Origin of the sequence: Alistipes sp. CHKCI003 (assembly GCF_900021155.1) — a bacterium.
Classification (GTDB): Bacteria; Bacteroidota; Bacteroidia; order Bacteroidales; family Rikenellaceae; genus Alistipes; species Alistipes excrementavium.
In genome coordinates this window covers 1-18238 of the sequence record NZ_FCNT01000004.1, presented here as the reverse complement: position 1 = coordinate 18238, position 18238 = coordinate 1, and the positions used below count along the sequence as shown (strand labels likewise).

The 18238-nt window shown below is 56.7% G+C and carries 16 protein-coding genes; 3 read left to right on the top strand and 13 right to left on the bottom strand.

Annotated elements, in window-relative coordinates; translation table 11 throughout:
* Positions 1-144: 144 nt before the first annotated feature.
* The 11 genes from BN3659_RS00180 to BN3659_RS00130 all read right to left on the bottom strand — a co-directional run bounded on the left by BN3659_RS00180 (position 145) and on the right by BN3659_RS00130 (position 12486).
* The gene (locus BN3659_RS00180) at positions 145-2430 is read right to left on the bottom strand and encodes a peptidase domain-containing ABC transporter (RefSeq protein WP_171847654.1); all 2286 of its coding nucleotides are present in this window, start codon (positions 2428-2430) and stop codon (positions 145-147) included.
* A 2-nt stretch (positions 2431-2432) separates the two neighbouring features.
* Positions 2433-3323 (bottom strand): GLPGLI family protein, encoded by an 891-nt coding sequence (locus BN3659_RS00175; protein WP_224757866.1) that lies wholly within the window; start codon positions 3321-3323, stop codon positions 2433-2435.
* A gap of 64 nt (positions 3324-3387) precedes the next feature.
* Positions 3388-3609 (bottom strand): hypothetical protein, encoded by a 222-nt coding sequence (locus BN3659_RS00170; protein WP_091533607.1) that lies wholly within the window; start codon positions 3607-3609, stop codon positions 3388-3390.
* Between the two features lie 256 nt (positions 3610-3865).
* The gene (locus BN3659_RS00165; protein ID WP_141682428.1) at positions 3866-6517 is read right to left on the bottom strand and encodes a carboxypeptidase-like regulatory domain-containing protein; all 2652 of its coding nucleotides are present in this window, start codon (positions 6515-6517) and stop codon (positions 3866-3868) included.
* Between the two features lie 50 nt (positions 6518-6567).
* Positions 6568-7386 (bottom strand): GLPGLI family protein, encoded by an 819-nt coding sequence (locus BN3659_RS00160; protein WP_171847653.1) that lies wholly within the window; start codon positions 7384-7386, stop codon positions 6568-6570.
* 160 nt (positions 7387-7546) lie between these two features.
* Entirely contained in the window at positions 7547-7759 is a 213-nt protein-coding gene (locus tag BN3659_RS00155; protein ID WP_091533602.1) for a hypothetical protein, read from the bottom strand.
* 292 nt (positions 7760-8051) lie between these two features.
* On the bottom strand, positions 8052-9290 hold the full coding sequence (locus tag BN3659_RS00150; protein ID WP_091533600.1) for a TlpA family protein disulfide reductase: 1239 nt from the start codon (positions 9288-9290) through the stop codon (positions 8052-8054).
* An 83-nt stretch (positions 9291-9373) separates the two neighbouring features.
* A complete protein-coding gene (locus BN3659_RS00145) occupies positions 9374-9589 on the bottom strand; it encodes a hypothetical protein (RefSeq protein WP_091533598.1) in 216 nt (71 codons plus the stop codon).
* Positions 9590-9816: 227 nt separating this feature from the next.
* A complete protein-coding gene (locus tag BN3659_RS00140) occupies positions 9817-10752 on the bottom strand; it encodes a GLPGLI family protein (protein WP_091533597.1) in 936 nt (311 codons plus the stop codon).
* A 56-nt stretch (positions 10753-10808) separates the two neighbouring features.
* Entirely contained in the window at positions 10809-11057 is a 249-nt protein-coding gene (locus BN3659_RS00135; protein WP_091533595.1) for a TIGR04149 family rSAM-modified RiPP, read from the bottom strand.
* A 244-nt stretch (positions 11058-11301) separates the two neighbouring features.
* A complete protein-coding gene (locus tag BN3659_RS00130; protein WP_091533594.1) occupies positions 11302-12486 on the bottom strand; it encodes a hypothetical protein in 1185 nt (394 codons plus the stop codon).
* A 50-nt stretch (positions 12487-12536) separates the two neighbouring features.
* Between BN3659_RS00130 and BN3659_RS12690 the strand changes: the two genes are divergently transcribed.
* Positions 12537-12815 (top strand): hypothetical protein, encoded by a 279-nt coding sequence (locus tag BN3659_RS12690; protein ID WP_141682427.1) that lies wholly within the window; start codon positions 12537-12539, stop codon positions 12813-12815.
* Positions 12816-13120: 305 nt separating this feature from the next.
* On the opposite strand, the gene BN3659_RS00125 is transcribed toward BN3659_RS12690, so the two are convergent.
* The gene (locus BN3659_RS00125) at positions 13121-14191 is read right to left on the bottom strand and encodes a hypothetical protein (RefSeq protein WP_141682426.1); all 1071 of its coding nucleotides are present in this window, start codon (positions 14189-14191) and stop codon (positions 13121-13123) included.
* Between the two features lie 865 nt (positions 14192-15056).
* Here BN3659_RS00125 and gpmA point away from each other — a divergent pair.
* On the top strand, positions 15057-15818 hold the full coding sequence (gene gpmA / locus BN3659_RS00120; RefSeq protein WP_091533591.1) for a 2,3-diphosphoglycerate-dependent phosphoglycerate mutase: 762 nt from the start codon (positions 15057-15059) through the stop codon (positions 15816-15818).
* Between the two features lie 85 nt (positions 15819-15903).
* On the opposite strand, the gene BN3659_RS00115 is transcribed toward gpmA, so the two are convergent.
* Complete coding sequence (locus BN3659_RS00115; protein ID WP_091533589.1) at positions 15904-16950, bottom strand: linear amide C-N hydrolase; 1047 nt, start codon at positions 16948-16950, stop codon at positions 15904-15906.
* Between the two features lie 273 nt (positions 16951-17223).
* Between BN3659_RS00115 and BN3659_RS00110 the strand changes: the two genes are divergently transcribed.
* On the top strand, positions 17224-18144 hold the full coding sequence (locus BN3659_RS00110) for a DMT family transporter (RefSeq protein ID WP_091533588.1): 921 nt from the start codon (positions 17224-17226) through the stop codon (positions 18142-18144).
* Positions 18145-18238 lie beyond the last annotated feature (94 nt).

Genomic DNA, 18238 nt, shown 5'->3' with positions numbered 1-18238 from the left:
TTTAGCTTACCGCTACGCATATGGCCTTTCGTAACCGAATATTCCGTATTTGTCGGTTATCCTCCGGAGAGGCACCCTGACAAGTATTCGCCGACAAAAGATTCCGTTTCTTGTCGTATCGTTGTCTCTGCTCCGAACGGCGATTCAGTTTCCCAATTCCAACTGATTTCTCACCAGTTCGTAATAATATCCTTTTTTTGCGGTTAGTTCCTCGTGCGTGCCCTGTTCGACGATGCGTCCGCGGTCCAGCACGACGATCTTGTCGGCATTGCGGACCGTCGAGAGGCGGTGCGCCACCACCACGACCGTCTTGTTCTCGAAGAGCCGGTCGAGACGCTCCATGATCGTGCGTTCGTTGTTCGCGTCCAAAGAGTTGGTCGCCTCGTCGAAGAAGAGGTACTTCGCATCCTTGTAGGCGGCCCGCGCGATCAGAAGCCTCTGTTTCTGCCCGACGCTCAGTCCGTGTCCGTCGGCACCGATCTTCGTGTTGTAGCCCAAGGGCAGTTCGTCGATGAAGGTGTCGATGTTGGCGATGCGCGTGGCGCGGCGCACCCGCTCCATGTCGGGCCGTTCGTCCGAGACGCCGATATTACCGGCTATGGTATCCGAAAAGATGTATCCCTCCTGCATGACCGTACCGCATGCCCGGCGCCAGCACGACGGGCTGTACTGCGCGATGCGGCGGTCATGGAGCAGCACTTCGCCCGAGGTCGGCGTGTAGAAGCCCAGCATCAGCTTGAGCATCGTGGTCTTCCCCGAGCCGCTCGCCCCGACAATGGCCGTAACCTTGTCCGCCGGGATCGTTACCGACACGTCGTCGAGCGCTTTGGCCGAGTGCGGGCCGTCGTATTGGAACGTTACGCCCCGGAATTCGATGTCGGCATTGTCGGGAATCATGCGGATGCGTTCTTCGTCGGCCGGCTCCTCGTCGTCTTTCTCCTGAATTTCCGAAAGGCGTTCGAGCGAGATCTTCGCATCCTGCGTCGCCTGCACGAATTGGATGAACTGCGACAGCGGTGCGTTGAGCTGACCGATGATGTATTGCAGGGCGACCATCATGCCGAGGGTCATATCGCCCTCGATGACGGCCGAGGCTGCGAGGAACGAGATGACGACGTTCTTGGTCTGGTCGATGAACGTGCCGCCCACCTCCTGCGTCTGCCCCAGAACGAGCCCTTTGATGGAGACTTGGAACAGCCGCGCCTGAATGCGCTCCCATTCCCAGCGTTTCTGTTTTTCGCAGTCGTTGAGTTTGATGTCCTGCATACCATTGATGAGCTGCACGATGTTGCTCTGGTTGGCTGCCGCCTCTTGGAAGCGCATGTAGTCGAGCTTGCGGCGACGCTTCATGAAGAGCAGGATCCAGCCGATGTAGAGTGCACTGCCCAACAGGAAGATGCCGAGAATCGTCGGGTCGTAGCCGCCCATCACGGCTCCGTAGATGACGAACGACACGACGGCCATCGCCATGCTCAGCAACGAGCCCGTGAGGAACGACTGAATGCGGTCGTAGTCGCCGATGCGCTGCATGATGTCGCCCACCATCTTCGAATCGAAGAAGGCGATCGGAAGACGCATGAGCTTGGCCAAAAAGTCCGAGATGAGCGAAATGCTGATCCGGGTGGTCATGTGTAGCATCAGCCACGAGCGGATGAGGTTATTGGCCAACTGGCCCAACACCAGCACCACTTGGGCGATGAGCATCATCACCACGAACGAGAGATTGCCCGTACCGATGCCCTTGTCGACGACCGACTGTGTGAGGAACGGCAGGATAAGGCTCAGTATGCTGGCTGTGAGCATCGCCAGCGCGAGCTGTGCAAGGTAGTTTTTATAGGGCCGCAGATATTGCAGCAGATAACCCAGTTTCAGCCGCTTGTCCTCGTCGCCCTTTTCCTTGTAGAATTGGGGCGTAGGCTCCAGCAACAGGGCGATGCCTTTGCCGTTGGCCGGGCCGGCAAGGAAATCGGCGGAAGCGAGCGAAGGGACTTCCTGCTGCGGGCGAGCGGCCGATTCCGTGCGGTTCGGCAGTTCCCGACTTTGTATCCATGCCTTCAGAAACTGCTCCTCGGTGTATTTGAGCAGTCCCGATGCCGGATCGGAGACATATACCCACCATTTACCGCGTTTGCGGGCGATTCTGTAGACCACCACGAAATGCTGCTGGTTCCAGTGGACGATGCACGGCAGGTTGGCTTCGTCGCGCAGTTGATGCCACGTGATCTTGACGCCCGTAGTACGGAAACCGATCGACTCCGCAGCATCGCTGATCCCCAGCAGAGAGACGCCTTCGCGCGTGATGTGGCACCGCTCGCGCAGATTTTGCAGCGAGTAATGCCGGCCGTAGAACTGCGCGACGATCCGCAGAGACGTCGGCCCGCAGTCCATCGCATCGAGTTGGGTATAGTAGGGAAAAGACATAAGATTTATTTTTATTCCAGTTCAATCGGGTTGTAGGGAATCTCCCAAAATTCATCGAATTCCGTTAGCCCCTGTTGGTCGTTCCGCAAGACGAAGATCTCCTCCCCTTCAGCAATAACATACTGAGGATCCTTATGATACAGCTTTTCATAACGAAGGTAATCTTTCCTCGACACAACGTTTGCGGACCGAGGAATGTACTCGTATATCGGTTCGGGATTCGAGAGGATCTCCGTGCACACGAATGAATAAGCGCCTTGCCGATCGGTCGCCTTGAGTATCAATCCGGGTAATCCGGATAATTTCCAAGGACCCAGATTGATGGGCAGCTCGGTTGAATACCATGCTTTCCAGATTCTTCCTCGGAACGAAGTCTGAGCCATATGGCATTCGTAACCGCAAACTTCTTCCGTACCGTCGAGTAAATCCCAAGTCAATTCCGGCATATCTTCCCGGTAGGTTAAAGGGCCTGCGGAGGAATAGAAATTGCAGCACGTTATCTTCATTTCTCTTTTTCGCCGGTCGAGGATCATATCTGCCCAATACGGCGGATTATTATCGCCGAATCGACCGATGTAATCGAGCGGGAGCATATCTTGATTCCGAACCATCGCACATAAACGTCGGTTTCCCAAATAGATATGCATGTCGGTCTGTTGCGCAAACCCTTCTCCGATACGCATACGAATCAGGCTCCAACGCATCGTACGATCCGTTGAATCGACCATGCGCTCATGGCGATAAAACAATGTCAGGCGACTGCTGTCGACCCATACGGAATCTGCATATTCATACGGTCTTCCTTGGGTTTGCCTGAACGATTGAGAGGTACCAATGACCATTTTTTGTGCAACACTCGTCAGAGGAAGGCCACATAGCACTAAGAAAAAAAAGTATTTCATAAGCGAAAGCATTAAGTGCGAGCGAGGCATGAATTGTTTCACCTCACTCGCAAACATTCAAATCTTATTCGACGACCCGACAATCGGCTACCTGCCCGGGGCCTATAGCTTGGGCAACGGCCTCCTTGACAAAATCTTCTCGGCCGTCTTTGAAACCGACGTCGAGTTCACCCGTAACTTCGCCTTTCGAATTGAAAGATCGGCAGAACCACAGTCCACCGCCTTTTACATCGTTCATCCGCTTCTTCGAGAGCTGCTGTGCAGCGAAATTTATCAGGGTTTTCATGATCGCAGTTTTTGGGTTCGCAACTCATTGTTTTCGGACTTTTGCTTCTCGACGGATATTCCGCAACCGCCGTTTTCCTTCCGACTGTCCGTTATCCGGAAAATAATGTTACCTTTGCGGTGCCTTTTTGCGTTTTAGTTGAACTCATGAGCTGTCGCACTCGGTTTCGCTTTCTCGCGGGAAGGCTTTTTGTATTCGGCGGGCAGGGCCGAAGTGAAAGCGGCGGATAACCCGTATCCTTTTCTATTTCGGTTTCTTATCTCAAACTGAACTTGATCGTGAACATCACCGATGCGGGTCGCAGGCGGTAGGAGTAGACATAGTCGGTGATGTCCGACTGCATGGCCGAGCGGAACGTGCCGATGTCCATCAGATTCCGGGCTTCGAGCGAATATTCCATGCGCTCGGTTTTCCATGTGAGCGAGGCGTCGAGGAAAAACATGTGCCGGTCCGCGCCGCCGATGGCGGCATTGTAGTAGTGTTCGCCTCCGATGCGGCAGATCCAACGCTTGCGGATGATGAAGTTCACCGCGACGTCCTGCCGCAGGACGTCGATCGGGTCGAGCGCCCCACCGTCGATCCGGCTCATGTAGCGTTGGTATTCCGCCGTATAATTCATCCGCACGGCATTCGTGAAGCGCGTCGAGATGCCGATTCCCGCCGTGGCGAGGTCGAACGTCGTCGGCATCAGCACTCCCTGCCGGAGCACCTCGCTCCACGAACGGGAGAACCCGCCCCAGAGGTTCGCCGTCGTCGAGATGCCGTCGAACCGCTTGCTGATTTTGCCGCTGACGCTGAAGCCGTCCGAGCTGTTGTCCATCGCAATGGCCTCGATGCGGCTCAACGACCCTTCGTATGTCGTGCCGTAGATAAGGTTGCGCTCGGAGCGATAGTAGGATGCGTCGATCGAACCGAACAGTGCGCGGATGGCATTGCCGTAGGTGAGCGACGCCGTATAGTTCTGCATGCGCGTGCGGCTGATGTCGCCCTCCTTGCTGGCGATCATCCGGTAGTCGGAGAGGATGTAGCCGCTGTAAGTGTCGTACAGTCCGCCGATCAGCTCGTTGTACGATGCCCGGGCCGAGAACTTGAGGTTGTAGGTGAGGTTCGACTGCAGCGACAGCGATGGGGTGATGAGCAGGCGGTTGTCCGTAACGGTCCGGCCGAGATTGCGGTCTTCGGTACGCAGCGACATGAAGTCCAGCGGCACATAGAGGGTCGCCGAGAAGCGGTCGCCGATATGGTAGCCGACGCTCGGCCCCGCGACGAAGTCCAGACGCCGCCAGTAGATGTCGTTGCGCAGGGTGTCGGGCGCCGGGAGGGTTGCGCCCGCGGCGTTCATGGCCGAGAGTGCCGATTCCATACGCTCCGCCTGCGCGTTGAGCGCCGCATTGAGCGTGAAATTCCACCGCCCCACGATATAGGAGGTAAAGGCCGAGTTACGGGTGCGGAAGCGCCGGCTGTCGAGCGTCTGGAGCGCATCGGGATAATCCGCCGGGGCGTCGAAGACTTCCGGGTAGAGCATCGGGCGGATGCGCAGCGACGTCGGTTGCGTCGTGTAGTCGGTCTCCGAGCGGAAGTTCACCGCCCAGCGGCTCCAGCGCCGCACGCCGGTGAAGAGGTTCCGCAGCGTGATCTTCGGAAGCCGGAAGCGCTGGTCGACCCGCTCGCCGTCGTTCACTACCCGCCCGTAGTCGGTGTCCCACTGACCGCCGAAGGTCAGCTTCTCCTGAAGGTAGTGTCGCTCGGTGTTCGAGCGCAGCTGCAGGTTCACCTCCGTGCGGTCGGTGCGGCGGTCGGCAAAGGTCTGTTCCTCGATCACGAGCGGTACGGCATCGGGCAGGTAGTAGGTTGTTATGGACCCGCCCTCCGAGGTCTGGAAATCGTGGATGTAATGGGCGTTGGCCGTCAGTTCGAGATCCTTGCGCAATTTGACGATGGCGTTCGTCGAGACGGTATGGATCTCGTTGTCGAGGTACCGTTCCTTGTCGAGCGAAGGCTCGGTCGGACGGTGTATGCCCAAGAGCGACGAGGTGGCGTCCAGACCGTCGTAGAAACTCGTCAATTCGCGCGAGACGTCGTCGCCCGTGTTGTTGGTCTTGTAGGTGTCAATCGTCTGGAAATTGCGGCCGAAGTACATCGCCGTCGCCTCGGCGTTCCACATCCACGGCTTGTAGCCCGCGCCCAGTTGGAGCGTGGAGTTCCACGTCCCCCTGGCCTCTTTCTTGAGCTTGAGATTCAGGGCCGCTTGGTTCGAGGCGACGAGGTCCTTGAGCGCCTTGATCGGCTGGTGGTTCTCGTAGACCTCGACCGAGGCGATGTCCTGTGCCCGCACGTTGTTCGTCGCGATGCCGTAGCGCCCTTCGAGCATGTCCAGACCCTCGATGTAGAACTTGTTGATCGCCTTGCCGTTGTATTTGACCTCGCCCGACTTCGCCACCTCGATGCCCGGCATCTTCCGCAGCACGTCCCCGATCGAATGGTCCGTCGCGTCGGCATATTTGGCCACCGTGTAGGTCAGCGTATCCCGACGGCGCGTAACGGCCGGAGCCCTGACTATCACTTCACGAATCTTAGTCGGGTTTTCCCTGACTGCGAAATCCACCCGCTGCGTCCGCGCCGCGACGAAACGCACCTCTTCATGGATGTTGAATCCCGTAACCACCACCGCCAGCGAGTCGGCATCGCCCCGGTAATCGAGCCGGTAGACGCCGTCGTCGCCCGTGATGGCATAATCGTACATGGCACGCCGCGCTGTGTCCTGCAGCATCACGTTCGCACTCTCCACCGGACGCGACGTCGCCGCATCGCGGAGTGTACCGCTGATGATTATTCGCTCCTGAGCCCGGAGATTTTCGGCGGTTCCGAGGAGCAGCAAGGCAACAAAAAGTATCGGGAGTGTACGCATGGCAAAGGTGGATTTTTTTGGGGGGGGGCAAATGCTTAACAAGTATATTTTTACTCCAGCTCAAGCGGATTATAGGGAATCGGACTGCATTGATCATGGGTAATGAGCCGAGGTTGGCCATCCTGAAGCGTCACGAAATAGTTTTGTCCCGTCTCGGCAAAGAACGAGTCGATCGGATTGTTGTAGACAGTGCGAGCGGCCTTTTGCACCCGCTCGCGCGACATCTTGCGGGAGGGCACCTTGTAACGAAGCATCGGTTCTGCGGGCTTCTCGATGCCGATAGCCCTGAAGCTGTACTCTCCGGAAGCGTCTTTGGCGGCCAAAACCATCCCCGGCAAACCGTGGAATTTCCAGAATCCGGCAATTACAGGAAGATCCGGGGCATACCAAACACTCCATTCCCGCCCCCGGAATGAACACCGAGCCTTCATGCAGCGGTATCCCAGAATCCCGCAAACAGCGTCGTCAAGTTCCCATTCGATTGCCGGCAGCGGTTCATCATAGGTATGGAACAGATTATCGATGTTGGGCAACAACACGCATTCTTCGAGTATCCGGCGGCGGAGATCGACGTAAAGTGCCGCGGAATATTGTACGCTGCACGAGTCCATCCACTCATAAGAAGTTCTTCGGTTCCGGTCGGTATGGTTCTTTGATAGTTCCCGAAGGTACAGACTGTAGAAACTTGTGTAGCGGCTCCCCGTTTCGGCAACGATTCTGTCATGGCGCACCAGCGTATCGATCCGAACGGTGAGGTCGTAGATGACACGCAGGGCGATATCATCGATCTCCTCCCGCTCGGCAGTAGAATAAAAACTCTCGAAATTCGGGATATAAGTACCTGAATAGACCGGCATGGTGCGTTTCATTTCGGAGAGCGGAACGATACGCTGAGCCGAAGCCGAAAGGCATGACAACAAGGTAATTATATAAGTGAATTTTGTCATCGAACTTGCTTGAAATTGTCATCGGGCTTGTCAGGAAGAGTTGTTCGTCAAAAAATTCGACGAACAACTCCCCGAGTTCTATTTAGCAAACAATGCCAATCGCATCTGCCGGGCGTTTGATATTGTTTGCAGCCTCGTTGGCGTTATTACCAGGTACATCGATCCAATAGCCTTCGTTCGGGCTATCGCCTTCGCCCCATTTGGTGACAACAAGACAGCGCCATCCGCCCTTGGCTTCGTTCATCTGTTTTTTCGTCAGTTGCTGTGCTGCAAAATTTTTCATGTTCGTTTTCATAGTCGTAGTTTTTGTCGATTTTGAATTCTGTTTCGGTCCGGACTTTTGCATCTCGACAGGCGTCCTGAACTGCCGTTTCCCGATTCATATCCCGATGATCCGGAAAAGAATTCCATTTTCTTATGCCTTTCTGCGTTTTAGTTGAACTTATGAGCTGTCGCAATCGGTTTTGTTCCCACCAGGGGAGGGCTTTTTCGTCGAATCAGGCCGGCAAAACCGGATTCAACATTATATTGGTTCTTGGAATATTGTTTCGGTGCGAGTTTTTACCTCGGCAGCGTTTCCCGAAACGTTATTCCCGTTGCAGCTCTTCGAGCTTCGAGCGCAGCGCATCGCCGCGCAGATCGACGGCGACGATCTTCCCGTCGGCATCCAGCAGGAAGTTGTGCGGGATGGTCTCGATGCCGAACAGACGGAACAGACGGTCGTAGTCCGGATCGTCCTCGCGCAGGATAACGTGGGTCAGCACCGCACCGCTCCCGTCGGCCTCGACGGCCTGCTTCCAGCGGTTCAGGTTCCCGTCGACGGATACGGCGTATACTGCAAGCGTTTCTTCGTAATCGCGGGCCGCAGCCAGCAGCCCGGGCATCTCCTCGCGGCACGGAACGCACCACGAGGCCCAGAAATCGATCAGCACATAGGGCGTTCGCAGGCCCCGCCACGATGTCTCCCTGCCCTCTCTGTCGGGCAATGAAAAGTCTGCAACCACATCGTTCAAGGCATAGCGCTCTGTTTCCGGCTCCGCCGCATTCGGTTCGGAATGCGATTCAATCGGATACGGAGGCAAATCACCCATCAGAACAGCACGACGATTCAGCACGGCTTTGGTTCGAAGCGTCATATCGCCGATCGAATCTCCCGTAATAGACGATATGCCCGTCAACATGGAACGATTCACGTCATCCGGCCAGCGGCGAAGTATTTCATCCTTGATTTTTGCAAGCGAATCGGCAGGCAGGTCGAATAGCATATTGTAGGCCAAGAAGGCATTTATTAGGCTTTTCGTGCCGAGAAGCAAATTGATGCTCCGTGAACGTATGTCGGCAGAAACTTGTTCTGATTTCCGTCCGAGTTCTTCCGCTCGATCGCTCCCCGGCTCCGCATTCGCCAAGGCCATTCGCAATTCGCGCTGTTCTCGCATAGCGGCACGGAGCCCGCTCCAATAGCCGGCCACTTCCTCCGAAGCATCGGAGCCGTCGACCTCAGGATAAAGAGTCTGCATATCCGGATCAAACACGAAAGAGGCTCTTTCTCCCCGAGCGAACCGGAACTGTTGAAAACTTGTCGGGCAATCCTCGATAATGACCTCGCACAGCATCTCGGGGTAGGGCATCTTCGTTCGGAACGTCGCTCTATTATCCGTAATTCGCACGGAATCGAGCCAAGTGGCGGAGTTCGTATCGTAATAGCCCAGCAGATATGCCTGATGCCCGTCGAAATCGTGTCCGTCAGCGATGGTCATGTCGAGCGTAAAATTCGGCTGCGTACACGCTGAGAACAACAAGGCAAAAACGAACAGAGAATTTTTCATAACTTCAGTATCTTACAGTATTTCGATCGAACGGAATGAACGGGGTGCGGCCGGATAGGGCCGCTCCCCCGTTCCCTAAGCGGTTAACGACATTTGATATTAGTCGCAATATCGCCGTAGCGAGCCTCGATTTCCATTCCTGCCATTATGATTTCGGTCATAACATGGCCATTGGGAACCTCGACCGATACGGTTTCTTTCGATGTTTTCAGTACGGCCGTGCATTTGCGCCCGCCCTTCACTTCGTTCATCTGCTTCTTCGAGAGCTGCTGTGCCGCGAAATTTCTTATGGTTTTCATAGTCGTAGTTTTTGTAGGTTTTGAATTTTGTTTCGGTCCGGACTTTTGCTTCTCGACAGGCGCCCTGAACTGCCGTTTCCCGATTCATGCCCCGAAATCCGGAGAATTATATCATCTCTTACTGCCTTTCTGCGTTTTGGTTGAACTTATGAGCTGTCGCACTCGGTTTTGCTTCCTTGTGGGAAGGCTTTTCTGTATTCGGATGGCAAGTCCGAACCGGAAAAAATTCATATATCCAGTTCCAGTTTCGGATAATAGCCTTCGGGGATGTAGTTGATGTCGATCTCGACCGTCTTTTGCGTACTCATGTCGTAGATGATATGCTCCTCTCCGTCCAGAAACATCACCGTCAACGGGGCAAGCCACTGCCTGCGCCACAGACGGTCAACGTCCTTACGCGAACACTTGACTTTCTTGTGCGACGGAATGATGAGCTCATGGCGGTTCGTACCGTTCAGCGCCTTGTCCGCATAGTCGTGAATCATCCGTCCGACGGGTTGTTCCAGTCCGATCGCCGTCCAGCGGAAGAGCCCCTCCGAGTCGGCAGCCTTCAGAATCAGCCCGGGCAGACCGCCCAGCTTCCACGGTCCGTGCGCCTGAGGAATCTCCGGCGCGAACCATGCCTCCCATGTTCGTCCGCGAAAGGCCGCGACCGCCTTGCGGCAGAGATACCCCGCGACCGTATCCGTCTGTTCCGTAATCCGCCAGTCCAGCGCTTCGACCGGCTCGTCGTATCGGTATTCTTCCTCCAGGAAGCGGGTGGAGACCATCCGTTTCTTCTCCTTCGGGAAAGTATATACATCGCAATACCACGCCTGTTCATCGGGTTGCATCCAGTCCCACAATGGGATGCCACTCTCCAGACGGGCAATGTCCGTCGGCGGAATATCCACATAATAAAGATAGGCCATCGAGTCGATCCGATCGGTGTACTGACTGTAATAGCGACTCGTGCTCGGTCCTATTTCGAGCAGCGTGCGGTCGTGCAGGATATTCATATCCAAAGTATCTTCCACATAGGCGAAGTCATAGGTTACGCAGAGACGGCAGGTGTCGATCGGATATTTTGCGCCCGGGTCTCTGACTTCCGGAGAATAATGCTGCGCCGAAGCCGTCCCCCATGAAAGCGAGAGTGCAGACAACAATATCAAGAAAGTTCTCATAGGTCAAAGTTTTTGTTACCCTGCGGCTCATTCCGAGCCGCAGGGCAGGATGAAAATTAGTTGGTGGTTAAATTGTCCGTTCTTTTAGCTACGACGATTACGGATTGGATGCTTGTGAATTTGTCCCCGGTCCAAATTCCGGTCTCGGCATTTGCCAGTCCGTTGTCCATGGACGAAGACCCGCCCAGACCCTCAAACCTACAGCCGCAACCACACATTCCTTCGTGTTGGCCCCCGGTAATGTGTTGCATTTCCTTTTCCTCAAGGTTGTTTCTTTCGATTTGATTTGCTTTAAGCGATTTCATGGCTCTTGTGTTTTAGGTTTTATACAACAGATTTTTATCGGATTTTTGTCTTGCGACGGAGTGTCCGGATCCGCCGTTCTCCGAATCCTGCCCCGAAATCCGGAGAATTATATCATCTCTTGCTGCCTTTCTGTGTTTTAGTCGAACTTATGAGTGTCGCACTCTGTTTCGCTTCCCCGCGGGAAGTTTTTTGTCGGGCCGGCAAAGCCGCATGAAACTCCGGCGGGTTATCCGTAATCCGTTTTCAGATGATTATCTTTTTGGTTCCCTCCGCTGAACGGACCTCCCAGACGGTACGCTCTTCCGTAGAATACAGCTCTTCCCTCCGCTCCTCGGAGATGTCGGTCCACCGGAGGCCATTGACGGTCATAACGGTGTCTTTGAGACGAAGCCCTTGCCCGTAGGCAGCGTCGTTCGTGCGGATTCTCGTTACCACCCCTTGCGAATCGCACCAGAATCCCGTCCGGTTCGCAGGTTTGGAGGGATAGGTGCGCTGTGCCGGCGTGAGGATAAGCCGATCATTTTTGAAATCGAGAATCATATTGAAATGCTTGAGTATGCGCATGCCGAGTGTGCCCACGACCGGTTTGCCGGTGTCGGGAAGATAATTCCGGAATTCGTCCGAATAGCTTCTCTGCGTATTGAATATACAGCGCACGTCCGGCAGGACAAAGGGCGGCATATCGATGTCGACTTCGAAATCCAGAAATTGCCGATCGGGAAGCTCCGCACAAAAACGATCCTCGATTTTCCAATGGGGAATGCGCGAAACGAAATCTTCCAGCTCCGCCGGAGGGTCCGTAATGGCGAATCCGTGCGGTGTACCCGTATCGAGCATATAAAGGTAGTCCGTAGACAAAGAGCAGTCGCCGTAAGACAAAGTCATCGGAATATTGACGAACGGAGCGATCTTCCGGTCCTTATACTTTGCAAACAGCAGCGGATAGACGATGGCATTTTCGGGCAGCGTGTCCGTCTCGCGAATGGAAAACATGCGGTTGTCGAAATCGAAACACCAGATCCGTTCTTCGGTCGCATACACCGGAGCAATAGTACATAGCAAGTCGACGGGCCCGACAAAGTCAAAACTTTCGTCGGGAGCATGGTAAATCCTGTTGTCGTTCAGCGACCGGCCGCCGAGCGATATATCCTCGACCACGATATTCGATACGACGGTTCCGGGCTGCGTAACGGTCAATGAGTCGGCATAATTTTCGGCGAGCGACTGCGGCAGCAGGCAGCCGACCAGACATCCCGTATCGAACAGCATTTCGAGCGTATCCGTTGCGTTGATTACGACGGGGGTAAAGATCCGGTCCTGATCGAGGCGCAAATTCGTGTTGTCGGCAGCCGGCGGCGTCCGTCCGTTCGACGAGCAGGAAACCACGACGAATTGCAGGAGCAGCAGGGGGTATAGGAACTTGCTCATAAATAAAATGTTTATTAAAATGGTTTATACAGAATCAAAATGCAAAATCAATGAACCTTATCATGTACTCCGATGGTACGGATGCCGTGCGGCAACCGCATTGGGCAGTACATGGATCCATTCCGTTCCGCACACAGACGGCTGCACTCCCGACCTCACGATTGAATGACGCCTCCGTTACAGACAGCCCCGAATCGTACGACGCGCTCGCGCTATTCGGGTTCCGCTTCCTCCGAACCTTGCTGCATCCCCGGATATTGCTGTCTCTTGTTTCGGTACCTCAGCCGGGGTTCGGCGTCGGCCGGTGGCATATGAAAAGCGGCGGATAATCCGCTCAAAAGGATTGCGATAAGACGAAGCGATTTTTCATGGCAGCATATTTTGGTTTGTGTAAATATAATCCAAACGGTTCGATTTTGCAAATCGGTCCGTGGAACCTCGTATCATACCCGACAAATTAGGCGCTGGCGGTCAGAATCTTATTCGGCCGATTCCGACACCCCGGCTCCATGTCATAGAATCGGATCGCATGATCCTGTAATTCAATACGCTGCAATATCGGTCCGGCTGTTGTAAATATTATTGTGCGAATACGGGGTAAGCGGCGGATCCGAATGAAAATACGCCGCTTTGATTATGAACCGCCGGTTCGTCGCCCCGATGGATTCCGCAATTCGGAGATCATGCGCTGAATGAAATCTTCGGTTGCGCAACTTTCGGCAGCCGTAATCGCGTCTTGGGCGGCTTGGCTTATTGCGAGACGGTTCCATGTCCGGACAATCGATCGTACGGATAACAAAATCCGGCGTGTGAAACTCCCGAATGCAAAAGAGCGCACGAATCCAAAGCGTGTCAACGCGAATCCGAATGCCGGGTTTCGAGCTGCTCGACGATTCCGAAATACTTTGTGATCGGCGATGTATTGCGAATCCCAAAGAGCATATCGTGAACTCGTATCTGCCGACATGTATTGCCCGAACTCCTCCACCTTATCGGGACGAATTCCCGAATTGTTCGATTCCGATACGGTCGGTTTCTTCCCGAATTCGCGCATGATGAAATCATGGGTTCGGGCAACGCCGTTGCGGTTATGCAGCACGGCATCGAACTCTACGTATCGGGTAAAATAGTCCGGATATTTCGCCTGTAGGTCCTTTGCGTTTTTACAGACCCGATCGAACGAATTCTTCCCGTCATGAGTTGCCCTGCGACTTTGCCCGTGTTTATCACCGTCGAGACGGATCAACAGATGGAAACGCTTCTCGACAAGATAGTCCGTATAGCGATCGAGCAACATGGCGTCGGTCGTCATCGAAAAGATGAAATTTCTACGCACATCGAGTTTCCCGGCATAATCGACCATGCGCGTGATGAAGTCCGTGTTCATCAGCGGCTCCCCGCCATAAAATCCGCCATAAAAACTGAGGTAGGTTCGCGGCACGGCAGAACGAGCAGGATATGTGCGCCACAGAGACGCGAGATAATCGAGGGAGCAATCGGCCTCGTTCGAATGCCATGCACTTCGTTTCGCGTTCGTCATATCCGAAATATAAGTCGCCGTACCCGCAATACTTGCATCGCTGGTTGCACGCATCGGTACCCTCGAAGGTTGATTGACGCAGATCGACCGATAAGGAGAAAACCTCATCGCGCGTAATACGCCGGTCATTCGAAATTTGCCGATTATCCATACTTGTGCTTCCATTTAGTCATTCCGCTCGAAGCTGTACACCGTATCCGAACTCATTCATCCAAGGATGAAGAAGACGAGTAGCCGGATGTTAGAGCGGTTGCAGCAGCTCCAAATATCCGATACCCTCGCAACCCTCCCAGAGGATCTGAATCGTATAGCCAGCTCCCTCCCGCAAGTTGACTGTCGTATATAAAGGTATACGGGGACTTCCATCGCCGCATTACGATCATATGCCCTTTTTGTCCTTCGATGTGCTTCAGTGTCGGCCGATGTCGCATGCAAAGAGGTGAATATTCCTCCCTGCGGGATTGCAATAAGATAAAGCGGAATTTTCCATAGCGGTATTTTTTTGGGGGGGGGCATGTATCCACATCGGCTCACGACAAAACAAATACAAAAAATATTTTAGATTCAATTAAAAAACGAGTAGCAATATACTGGAATATCATTGAATATGATTCGACGGCCTTCGCGATTCGTCGCTCGCAATCGTCCGTTGTCGTCGGTTTGTTTTTCATTTCGCAGCATAGATAGCGGTTTGCGGACGCATGCACCTGTCCCGTTTTGCGGATTCCGTCCGGGGCGGCTCGCCCCACCCCGGCGCCCGTTCCGGGCGGAATACGCACCCCATGCGGGCCTCCGTGCCCGGCCCTGCCCGGCCGCCCCCGAGAGGTCCGGGCGGTCCGCAGCACCGCAGCCCCCGAAGCGAAAATCCCCGTTTTTGGGTATTGCCCGCATCCGCCGAAAGCACGACCTTTGCAAACGGAACCGAATTTGCTTGGAGCCTTCGGGTAACAGAGCCTTTCCGACATCCCGGGCGCAATCCGCACCTCAGCGCAGACCGCCGGGGCGGAAACGGCCGATAAAACCGAATGCAATGAAACGAATCGTACTGCTCCGCCACGGCGAGAGCATGTGGAACAAAGAGAACCGTTTTACGGGATGGACCGACGTGGACCTCACGCCGCAGGGAGCGGCCGAAGCCGAAGAGGCCGGCCGGCTGCTGCGCGACAAGGGGTTCGCCTTCGGCAAAGCCTACACCTCCTACCTGAAACGGGCCGTGAAGACGCTCGACCGCGTACTCGACCTGCTCGACCAAGACTGGATTCCCGTGGAGAAATCATGGCGCCTCAACGAGAAACACTACGGCGCCCTTCAGGGACTCGACAAGAGCGAGACGGCGGCCCGCTACGGCGAGGAGCAGGTGCTCCTGTGGCGGCGCAGCTACGACACGGCACCCGACGCCGTCGCAGAGGACGATCCGCGCAATCCGGCGCTCGACGCCCGCTATGCGGAGGTCCCCGACGCCTATCTGCCCCGCACCGAATCGCTCCGGCAGACCGTGGCCCGCACCCTTCCCTACTGGGAGTGCACGATCTTCCCCTCGCTCAAGCGGCACGACGCCCTGCTGGTCGTGGCCCACGGCAACTCGCTGCGCGGCATCGTCAAATACCTCAAGCAGATCCCCGACAAGGACATCGCGGGCCTCAATCTGCCCACGGCCGTGCCCTATGTGTTCGAATTCGACGACGACCTGCGCCTCGTGGACGACTATTTTCTCGGCGATCCGGCCCGGATCGCAGCCAAAATGGCCGCCGTCGCCGCTCAGGGCAAAAGCAAATCCCCGATGAAACCATAAGCGTTAAGTATGTATAAAGGAGAGCGGCCGCGGTGCAGACGATGCACCGCGGCCGCTCGGTCTTGTCCGTCCGCCCCGGGCGGCGTCAGACGCCGAACAGGAATGCGAACGGCCGGTCCGTCGGGCGGAACTCGGAGGCCGCATTGCCCGAGTAGCGTTCGTCTCCCGTGAGCGGGAGTTTCATTTCGGGCGCCCCCTCCCGGAAATCGACCGTCGAAAGATCGACCCAGAAAATCTCCGTTTCGAGCGTCGGCTCGAAGTAGTAGATCTTCCGTTTCTGGTCGCAGACCGAACGCCAGCGCGTCGACGCGATGTTGGGTTTGTCGGGCGTGGTGATCCCGTACGGCACCGACACGTTGCGCATCACGCTGAATACGGCCGGCACGGCGATCTTCGGATCGGCGCTCTGCTCCACGGCGTTGATGTAGAACGAAGCGCGCACGAAGCGGTCCGACGAACGGTTGGTGCCCGGCAGCATCACCGTGCCTCCGATTTCGCGCCAATAGTCGTTCACGGCCAGCTGCAAGTCGTAGGTCGGGGAGTTGGTAAGCACCTGATACTGCCGGCCTTCGTAAATCCGGAGCTCTCCGCCGACGTACTCGAACACGGCCGTATCGCCCGATGCGTCCGTAACGGCGAGGTGCAGCCGCGACGCCACGCCGTTGGGCAGGTCGGGCGCGTCGATGCGGAAACGCTCCTTGCGCAGTTCGGCCACCACCTCCGGCACCGTAGCGAAGTTGTCGAGCACGTACTGCGTCCAGATGCTCAGCCCCATCACGGGGCGCGTATCGTTCGGGCGCGTATAGTCCGATTCGGGCAGAAACAAGAGGCTCGCCACCAGTCCCGCCTCGTTCATGCCGTCGGCGATCCCGATGTCGTAGCCCGCGGCCGACACCGATCCGTACTTCGATTTCCAGAATACCGTGCGGTCCGTGAGGGCGCCCCGCCGCTCGATGCCGCGCGGAAAAACATAGAGGTTGGTGCGCGGATCTTCGCGCCAGTCCATCGTGCGGCCCGTCAGGATCATGCCGTCGGGCCCGAGGTATACGGCCCGCGTGCAGGCGTCCGAGGCGGGCGGAGCGGCGGTCAGAGCACAGGCTCCGCATACCGCCAGAAGAAGTGTTTTTTTCATGGATTCGTCGAATTGTCGTTACCGCCTCGTGCACTCCCCAAACCGCGTGCCGCAAGTGAAAGCGATGCGCGGCCGCCCGATCGCCCCGGCCGCCCCGCATCCGGGCCGTCCCGGCCGGCGCCTGCCTCCGCCGCAGAGAGAGGCACCCCGCACTTCTGCCGAAAACGCTGCGGCGCCCCTTCGAAAATCGCCGCCCGCCGACGCAGCGTCCGCCGAAAAACATTATCTTTGCAGGCCGGAAATCCGGCGAATCCTCACCTTCACGTCCCGCGCATGCACACAGGAAACCGCATCATCGGCATCGCCAGCGCCGTCGCCTCGTCCGCCACGTTCGGACTGGCCCCCTTCTTCACGCTGGGGCTGCTCGCCGCCGGTCTCTCGCCCTTCGAGGTGCTGAGCTACCGCTGGGGCATCGCGGCCCTGTTCCTCATCGCCGCCGGCCTCGCCACGGGCCGTTCGTTCCGCCTCTCGGGCCGCGACTTCGGGGTCGTCGCGTGCCTCGGGCTCCTGCGTGCCGCCACCTCGTTCTGTCTGGTTACCGCCTACGCCAACATCGCCAGCGGCGCCGCGTCGACCATCCACTTCATGTATCCGCTCGCCGTCGCCGCGGCCATGATGCTCTTCTTCCGCGAACGGCGTTCGCTCGGGACCCTCGCGGCCATCGCCGTCTCGATCGCGGGCGCGGCGCTTCTCTCGGCAGGAGGCAGCGGAACGGGCGCCGGCGACCCGGCGCTCGGAACCGCCGCGGCCTGTATGTCGGTACTGACCTACGGCGGCTACATGGTCGGCGTGAAGAACACGCGGGCCGCACGCATCGACTCCACGGCTCTCACCTGCTACGTCATGGGCTTCGGCGCCCTCCTCTTCCTCGCGGGCGGCTGGCTCACGGGCGGCGTGCGGTTCATCGACGATCCGCACACGTGGCTCTACGTGCTCGGACTGGCGCTTCCGGCCACAGCCGTGTCGAACATCACGCTCGTGTGGGCCATCAAACGCATCGGCCCCACGCTGACCTCGTTCTTCGGAGCGCTCGAACCGCTGACGGCCGTGGCGATCGGCATCCGCGTCTTCGGCGAGCCCTTCACGCTCTCGGGCGCCGTCGGCATCGTCCTGATCCTCGGGGCCGTAAGCCTCGTCCTCCTGCGGCGCGACGACAGCGACCATGACAGGGAGGCACCCCCTCCGGCAGGCTGAATCCCGACACCCCGGCGCCCCGCATCCGCCGGCTCGACATTCCGGCCGTCTCCCCGCAGCGCCCCCTCCTTCCGACATCCGCTTACCGCCGGAT

What these genes read in the sequence shown, in the direction of transcription:
- BN3659_RS00175 (WP_224757866.1), bottom strand. Translation starts at nt 3,323, where the DNA reads ATGAAATACTTTTTTTTCTTAGTGCTATGTGGCCTTCCTCTGACGAGT.
- BN3659_RS00170 (WP_091533607.1), bottom strand. Translation starts at nt 3,609, where the DNA reads ATGAAAACCCTGATAAATTTCGCTGCACAGCAGCTCTCGAAGAAGCGG.
- BN3659_RS00165 (WP_141682428.1), bottom strand. Translation starts at nt 6,517, where the DNA reads ATGCGTACACTCCCGATACTTTTTGTTGCCTTGCTGCTCCTCGGAACC.
- BN3659_RS00160 (WP_171847653.1), bottom strand. Translation starts at nt 7,386, where the DNA reads ATGAAACGCACCATGCCGGTCTATTCAGGTACTTATATCCCGAATTTC.
- BN3659_RS00155 (WP_091533602.1), bottom strand. Translation starts at nt 7,759, where the DNA reads ATGAAAACGAACATGAAAAATTTTGCAGCACAGCAACTGACGAAAAAA.
- BN3659_RS00150 (WP_091533600.1), bottom strand. Translation starts at nt 9,290, where the DNA reads ATGAAAAATTCTCTGTTCGTTTTTGCCTTGTTGTTCTCAGCGTGTACG.
- BN3659_RS00145 (WP_091533598.1), bottom strand. Translation starts at nt 9,589, where the DNA reads ATGAAAACCATAAGAAATTTCGCGGCACAGCAGCTCTCGAAGAAGCAG.
- BN3659_RS00140 (WP_091533597.1), bottom strand. Translation starts at nt 10,752, where the DNA reads ATGAGAACTTTCTTGATATTGTTGTCTGCACTCTCGCTTTCATGGGGG.
- BN3659_RS00135 (WP_091533595.1), bottom strand. Translation starts at nt 11,057, where the DNA reads ATGAAATCGCTTAAAGCAAATCAAATCGAAAGAAACAACCTTGAGGAA.
- BN3659_RS00130 (WP_091533594.1), bottom strand. Translation starts at nt 12,486, where the DNA reads ATGAGCAAGTTCCTATACCCCCTGCTGCTCCTGCAATTCGTCGTGGTT.
- BN3659_RS12690 (WP_141682427.1), top strand. Translation starts at nt 12,537, where the DNA reads ATGAACCTTATCATGTACTCCGATGGTACGGATGCCGTGCGGCAACCG.
- BN3659_RS00125 (WP_141682426.1), bottom strand. Translation starts at nt 14,191, where the DNA reads ATGGAAGCACAAGTATGGATAATCGGCAAATTTCGAATGACCGGCGTA.
- gpmA (WP_091533591.1), top strand. Translation starts at nt 15,057, where the DNA reads ATGAAACGAATCGTACTGCTCCGCCACGGCGAGAGCATGTGGAACAAA.
- BN3659_RS00115 (WP_091533589.1), bottom strand. Translation starts at nt 16,950, where the DNA reads ATGAAAAAAACACTTCTTCTGGCGGTATGCGGAGCCTGTGCTCTGACC.
- BN3659_RS00110 (WP_091533588.1), top strand. Translation starts at nt 17,224, where the DNA reads ATGCACACAGGAAACCGCATCATCGGCATCGCCAGCGCCGTCGCCTCG.